Annotated in this window: 4 protein-coding genes; 3 read left to right on the plus strand and 1 reads right to left on the minus strand. The window is 42.3% G+C overall.

Going from position 1 to position 4,178, the window contains the following annotated elements:
* The first annotated feature begins 50 nt into the window (after positions 1-50).
* Positions 51-293, plus strand: a complete 243-nt coding sequence (locus BUB92_RS12050) for a helix-turn-helix domain-containing protein (RefSeq protein WP_423230213.1) — start codon at positions 51-53, stop codon at positions 291-293.
* Positions 248-403 (plus strand): ATP-binding protein, encoded by a 156-nt coding sequence (locus BUB92_RS10755; protein ID WP_423230214.1) that lies wholly within the window; start codon positions 248-250, stop codon positions 401-403. Before BUB92_RS12050 ends, BUB92_RS10755 begins: the two co-directional genes overlap by 46 nt.
* 287 nt (positions 404-690) lie before the next feature.
* On the opposite strand, the gene BUB92_RS10760 is transcribed toward BUB92_RS10755, so the two are convergent.
* Positions 691-2,823 (minus strand): Tex family protein, encoded by a 2,133-nt coding sequence (locus tag BUB92_RS10760; protein ID WP_073093545.1) that lies wholly within the window; start codon positions 2,821-2,823, stop codon positions 691-693.
* 275 nt (positions 2,824-3,098) lie between these two features.
* Between BUB92_RS10760 and trhA the strand changes: the two genes are divergently transcribed.
* On the plus strand, positions 3,099-3,800 hold the full coding sequence (gene trhA, locus BUB92_RS10765; RefSeq protein WP_242939051.1) for a PAQR family membrane homeostasis protein TrhA: 702 nt from the start codon (positions 3,099-3,101) through the stop codon (positions 3,798-3,800).
* Positions 3,801-4,178 lie beyond the last annotated feature (378 nt).

The raw sequence follows: 4,178 nt of genomic DNA on the forward strand, positions 1-4,178 counted from the left end.
TCATTGAAAGTGGAACAACACAATGATTTGGGAAGATAGGAGTGATCAGAGTGGACCAATATCATCTTATCAGACATTTGTATTTAGTGGAAGGGATGTCTCAAAGAGCTATCGCCAAACAGCTAGGAATATCACGCAATACAGTAAGACGTTACTGCAAGGGAGAGCAGGTTCCCTGGGAGCGTAAACCCGTAAAAAGAGCACCCAGCGTTATAACTCCCGGGGAAGCGTTATCATTACTACCAACCTGGAGTTCTCGCGTTGGACAGAAATCTTTCCGGATACTATGTTAACTGCCGCTCTAATAGATCGATTAACTCACAGGGCCTACATTCTGGATATGAACAGAACGTCATATCGGCTAGAACAGTGGCTGAAAAAACAAAGAGGTGGTGATAGTTAAGGTTAATTTATGCAAAGTGCTATCAGAGCTAAAAGTGAGCAAGGTAGCTCACTTTTAAACTAGCATTAGTGGCTCAATTTTTTATCAGCACAGTAGTCCACTTTTTGCTTGACATTCGCATTTTACCAAGCAAAATATCCATTTTCTTCCATAGTTAAAGCATTCTATTAAATAGCATAATAACCGTTAAATATTCTGCCTTTTTTTCTAGCTTCTTAATCCAGATGATAAACTCTTTCTCATACTCCCGGTTTATTAATAGCAAGAAGGGGCTCTTTCCCCCTTCTTTAAAATTTCATGGTAAGCGCAATCCTTCCTTTTGCAACATCTACGGACAAAACTTCTACTTCTACAATTTGTCCCACCGCGACTATTTCCAGAGGATGTTTCACATAAGCAGAGGAAAGTTCGGAAATATGAACAAGCCCGCTGTTTTTAACCCCTATATCTACAAAAGCCCCAAAATCAACAACATTCGTAACTGTCCCCTTAAGCCTCATTCCCGGCTTTAAATCTTCCATAGTAAGAACATCCTGCCTGAATACCGGAGGAGGCAGTTCTTCTCGGGGATCCCGCCTCTTATATATCAGGCTTTCCACCATATCCTCAAGGGTGGGAATCCCCACCGCCAGCTTCTCTGCCATCTCCTTTAAGGATATAGCGGATAACAGCTCCCGCGCTCTAGCCGTTCCTATTTCTGTTGCCTCAAGCCCCAGCATAGACAAAAGCTTATAGGCAGCTGGATAAGATTCCGGATGAATAGCAGTAGCATCTAAAGGCTCATCTCCATCATCTATGCGCATAAATCCAGCACACTGTTCAAAAGCCTTAGCCCCCAAACGGGGCACCTTTAATAATTCCCTGCGGTTTTTAAATTTTCCGTTTTCTTCCCGGTATTTAACGATATTGGCAGCAACCGTGCTGTTAATACCTGCTACATAGCTTAAAAGGGAAGCAGATGCCGTATTAACATCTACCCCTACATAGTTGACAACCGATTCCACCACCCAGGAAAGCTTCTCATCCAGCAGCCGGGGATTTACATCATGCTGGTACTGTCCTACCCCGATAGATCTGGGTTCAATCTTGACCAGCTCGGCTAAAGGATCCTGCAGCCTCCTGGCAATAGATACTGCACTTCTCTCCGCTACATCAAGCTCGGGAAATTCTTCCGCCCCCAGCTTGGATGCAGAATAAACACTGGCTCCTGCTTCATTTACAATAATATAGGAAAGTCCATATTCCTCATGTTCTTTTAAAAATTCCGCCACAAACTGCTCGGTTTCCCGGGATGCCGTTCCATTACCTATAGCAATAATATCGACTTTGTACTTGCTTACCAGCCGGTCAAATACCTGCTTGGCTTCTTCTATCCTTTTCTGCGGCGGGGTGGGATAAACTACCCCGGTTTCCAGAAGCTTGCCGGTTTCATCTACTACTGCCCACTTGCATCCTGTACGGTAAGCCGGGTCAACCCCCAGCACTATCTTGTTTTTTACCGGTGGCGTGAGGAGCAAATTCCTGAGGTTAGCCGCAAAAATCTCGACAGCGTGGGCTTCTGCCCTCTCCGTAAGCTCATTTCTTATTTCTCTTACTACTGAGGGCTCTATAAGTCTTTTATAAGCATCTTCTATCGTTTTTTTAATATAATCCTCTGCCTCCGGATTAAAGGCCTTGAAATTTAAAGCTATATGCTCATATATCTTTTCCCGCTCCACTTCTATATCTACTTTGATGTATTCTTCCCTTTCCCCCCGGTTTATGGCCAGTATGCGATGGGGCGGTATTTTAGATACCGGCTCCCGGTAGTCATAGTACATCTGATACACCGACTCTTTTTCCGGATCTTCTGCCTTGCATACTATAACCCCGGTGCGCCTTATGAAATTCCGTACCCAGGCTCTTATCTCGGCATCATCTGCTATTTCTTCCGCAATTATATCCATAGCACCCTTTAGGGCATCACTTACTGTTTTTACTTCTGCGGACAGATATTTTTCTGCTTCCTCCTCCACTCTCCCCTGGCCTTCTATCATAAAACGAGCCAATCCTTCCAGACCTCTTTCTCTGGCTATCATGGCCCGGGTCCTCTTCTTCGGCCGGAAAGGCCGGTAGATGTCTTCCACCGCCGTTACATTAGCAGCATTAACAATTTTATCCTCCAGTTCCGGAGTAAGCTTGCCCTGCTCACTTATAAGCCTTATAACCTCCTGTTTTCTGGCCTCTAAATTGCGGTAAAGCTTTACAAGTTCGGCAATCTTTCTTATCTCTACTTCATTTAGCCCTCCGGTAACCTCCTTGCGGTAGCGGGCAATAAAAGGCACGGTATTCTCAGCATCCAAAAGCTTTACGGTATTTTCTACCTGTTTTTTATTAACGCCTGTCTCTGCGGCTATACGCGATAAAATCCTGTCTTCCATTTTGCCTCCTTGATAAATTGCAGTTTGATTAATTCCATAATAATCATTATACAAGAATGTATCCTTTTATAAAAAGCAAACCCCAGTTTTAGTAAAACTAGAAAAATGTACTTAATAAGCATCAAAAATACTTAAATACAGGTTGCTGAAAAAGTTTATATCATTAATCATTTATCTTCCCATTGAATTATTTTACCAGTAATTTATAATAAACAGAAATTATCAATAAATATCCCAGGATGCTTGAACAATCAAACAGAGAAAGGAAGAGAAATATGTCCGGTTTTAGTCCTAATCCAGATCTTAGCCCCTTCCACCTTACCACAAACTTCATAAATAAAAACTTTCGCGATCCGGTAAGCAGTATATCGCATTTTATAGGAGCCGCATTATCCATCATAGGCTTATATCTGCTGCTAAAAAAAGGCTTACTTATCGGCAACAGCCATTATATTATATCAGCCCTGGTTTTCGGTTTAAGCCTCATCATGCTTTACACCGCCAGTGGAGTCTATCATATGTATAACCATGCTCCCGAAGTTATTGCCATCCTGCGCCGCGTTGATCACATGATGATATATGTACTTATTGCCGGCACCTATACTCCTTTATGCCTTTTAGCATTGAGCGGATGGTGGGGAAAAGGTTTGCTTATCGCCATATGGTCTTTAGCACTAATCGGCATAGTGCTTAAGCTGTTATTTTTTAATATGCCCCGGATTTTCTCAACCCTGCTTTATATAATAATGGGCTGGCTGGCCATAATCGCCTTAGTCCCTCTATCCAGGGTATTAGGCATAAAAGGCATGACTCTTCTTCTTGGGGGAGGACTTTTTTATACCACAGGCGGAATAATATATGCCCTGAAATGGCCCCATATAAACTCTAACATCTGGGGATTTCATGAAATCTTTCATATATTCATACTCCTGGGAAGCCTATGCCATTTTTTCATGATTTACATTTTTGTCTTTTAAAACCGCATTTAAGCCCCTTCCTCAGGCAGGGTAAAAACTTAGAAAGGAGATTATTGATAGATGAAAGCAAAGCAAAGCCTATTAATAATCATTCTTATTCTGGTAGCTGGTATAACCTTTCCCCTGGTATCTGGTAAACTTGCAGCCGTATCTGACTTCTTCCAGTTAGGAAAAAAATAGCCTGGAATGAACAGATAATTTTCACCGGCCAGGGGCATGAATGGAAGGCCAAAATAGTAATAACTATAAAAGGGAATGAAGTATCAGAATTTATGGAAATAAAATACATTGGTGCAAATCCCGATGATACTGGAGAAATTTTTTTCAGCTATCAAATGCCTGGAAACAGCGTCAGTGGCAGACGTCACCTGGACAGAG

It is taken from the genome of Thermosyntropha lipolytica DSM 11003 (assembly GCF_900129805.1).
Lineage (GTDB): Bacteria > Bacillota > Syntrophomonadia > Syntrophomonadales > Syntrophomonadaceae > Thermosyntropha > Thermosyntropha lipolytica.